This is a genomic window from Cupriavidus sp. UGS-1 (assembly GCF_021213615.1).
GTDB lineage: Bacteria > Pseudomonadota > Gammaproteobacteria > Burkholderiales > Burkholderiaceae > Cupriavidus.
Window position 1 is genome coordinate 2,501 of sequence record NZ_JAJQJF010000035.1, and the last position, 2,954, is coordinate 5,454.

Consider the following 2,954-nt stretch of genomic DNA (forward strand, 5'->3'; position numbering starts at 1 on the left):
GAACGCGGCGAACTGAAACATCTAAGTAGCTGCAGGAACAGAAATCAACCGAGATTCCCAAAGTAGTGGCGAACGAAATGGGATGAGCCTTGTACCTTTTAGCAGTGTGGTTAGCAAAACGGGATGGAAAGCCCGGCCATAGCAGGTGATAGCCCTGTATGCGAAAACCGCGTTGTGGAACTAGGGGTACGACAAGTAGGGCGGGACACGTGAAATCCTGTCTGAAGATGGGGGGACCATCCTCCAAGGCTAAATACTCGTGATCGACCGATAGTGAACCAGTACCGTGAGGGAAAGGCGAAAAGAACCCCGGGAGGGGAGTGAAATAGATCCTGAAACCGCATGCATACAAACAGTCGGAGCCTGGCAACGGGTGACGGCGTACCTTTTGTATAATGGGTCAGCGACTTACATTCAGTGGCAAGCTTAACCGGTTAGGGAAGGCGTAGCGAAAGCGAGTCCGAACAGGGCGATTGAGTCGCTGGGTGTAGACCCGAAACCAGACGATCTATCCATGGCCAGGTTGAAGGTGCGGTAACACGTACTGGAGGACCGAACCCACTAACGTTGAAAAGTTAGGGGATGAGCTGTGGATAGGGGTGAAAGGCTAAACAAGTCTGGAAATAGCTGGTTCTCTCCGAAAACTATTTAGGTAGTGCCTCGTGTCTCACCTTCGGGGGTAGAGCACTGTCATGGTTGGGGGGTCTATTGCTGATTACCCCGCCATAGCAAACTCCGAATACCGAAGAGTGCAATCACGGGAGACAGACATCGGGTGCTAACGTCCGGTGTCAAGAGGGAAACAACCCAGACCGCCAGCTAAGGTCCCCAAGATTGGCTAAGTGGGAAACGAAGTGGGAAGGCTAAAACAGTCAGGAGGTTGGCTTAGAAGCAGCCACCCTTTAAAGAAAGCGTAATAGCTCACTGATCGAGTCGTCCTGCGCGGAAGATGTAACGGGGCTAAGCCAGTCACCGAAGCTGCGGACGCGCCTTGTGCGCGTGGTAGGAGAGCGTTCCGTAAGCCTGTGAAGGTGTCTTGTAAAGGATGCTGGAGGTATCGGAAGTGCGAATGCTGACATGAGTAGCGATAAAGGGGGTGAAAGGCCCCCTCGCCGTAAGCCCAAGGTTTCCTACGCAACGTTCATCGGCGTAGGGTGAGTCGGCCCCTAAGGCGAGGCAGAGATGCGTAGCTGATGGGAAGCAGGTTAATATTCCTGCACCGTCGTATGATGCGATGGGGGGACGGATCGCGGAAGGTTGTCCGGGTGTTGGAAGTCCCGGTCCCTGCATTGGAGAAGGCGCTTTGGCAAATCCGGGCGCAGGATTCAAGGATGTGGGGCGAGCGGCCTAGTGCTGCGAAGCAATCGGAAGGGGTCCCAAGAAAAGCCTCTAAGCTTCAGTCATACGAGACCGTACCGCAAACCGACACAGGTGGGCGAGATGAGTATTCTAAGGCGCTTGAGAGAACTCGGGAGAAGGAACTCGGCAAATTGGTACCGTAACTTCGGGATAAGGTACGCCCTGGTAGCTTGACTGGCCTGCGCCAGAAGGGTGAAGGGGTTGCAATAAAATGGTGGCTGCGACTGTTTAATAAAAACACAGCACTCTGCAAACACGAAAGTGGACGTATAGGGTGTGACGCCTGCCCGGTGCCGGAAGATTAAATGATGGGGTGCAAGCTCTTGATTGAAGTCCCGGTAAACGGCGGCCGTAACTATAACGGTCCTAAGGTAGCGAAATTCCTTGTCGGGTAAGTTCCGACCTGCACGAATGGCGTAACGATGGCCACACTGTCTCCTCCCGAGACTCAGCGAAGTTGAAGTGTTTGTGATGATGCAATCTCCCCGCGGCTAGACGGAAAGACCCCATGAACCTTTACTGCAGCTTTGCATTGGACTTTGAACCGATCTGTGTAGGATAGGTGGGAGGCTTTGAAGCGAGGACGCCAGTTCTCGTGGAGCCGTCCTTGAAATACCACCCTGGTTTGTTTGAGGTTCTAACCTAGGCCCGTGAATCCGGGTCGGGGACAGTGCATGGTAGGCAGTTTGACTGGGGCGGTCTCCTCCCAAAGTGTAACGGAGGAGTTCGAAGGTACGCTTGGTACGGTCGGACATCGTACCTAAAGTGCAATGGCAAAAGCGTGCTTAACTGCGAGACCGACAAGTCGAGCAGGTGCGAAAGCAGGACATAGTGATCCGGTGGTTCTGAATGGAAGGGCCATCGCTCAACGGATAAAAGGTACTCTGGGGATAACAGGCTGATACCGCCCAAGAGTTCATATCGACGGCGGTGTTTGGCACCTCGATGTCGGCTCATCTCATCCTGGGGCTGTAGCCGGTCCCAAGGGTATGGCTGTTCGCCATTTAAAGAGGTACGTGAGCTGGGTTTAAAACGTCGTGAGACAGTTTGGTCCCTATCTGCCGTGGGCGTTGGAATCTTGACGGGGGCTGCTCCTAGTACGAGAGGACCGGAGTGGACGTACCGCTGGTGTACCTGTTGTCTCGCCAGAGGCATCGCAGGGTAGCTATGTACGGAAGAGATAACCGCTGAAAGCATCTAAGCGGGAAACTCGCCTGAAGATGAGGATTCCCTGGAGCCTCGAGCTCCTTGAAGGGTCGTTCAAGACCAGGACGTTGATAGGCTGGGTGTGGAAGCGCAGTAATGCGTTAAGCTAACCAGTACTAATTGCCCGTAAGGCTTGATCCTATAACCAGTGCGTTTAGCGCGTTCGATACGCGCCGCTGGTATCCGCATACGTGCCATACAGCACAACCCACACGCTACATCCCAATACGCCAGATTGGCCCCAAGCCAGTCCGGCAACCCTTTATGCCTGGTGACCATAGCAAGTCGGAACCACCCCTTCCCATCCCGAACAGGACCGTGAAACGACTTCGCGCCGATGATAGTGCGGACTACCCGTGTGAAAGTAGGTCATCGCCAGGCTCTCCATT

General features: G+C 54.1%; 2 rRNA genes (1 of these 2 cut by a window edge). Both read left to right on the top strand.

The window, feature by feature from the left end:
* Positions 1 to 2,706, top strand: a 23S ribosomal RNA gene (locus tag LRR16_RS24345) (it extends 175 nt beyond the left edge of the window).
* Positions 2,707 to 2,832: 126 nt separating this feature from the next.
* Positions 2,833 to 2,946: ribosomal RNA gene (gene rrf / locus LRR16_RS24350) — 5S ribosomal RNA — on the top strand.
* Positions 2,947 to 2,954 lie beyond the last annotated feature (8 nt).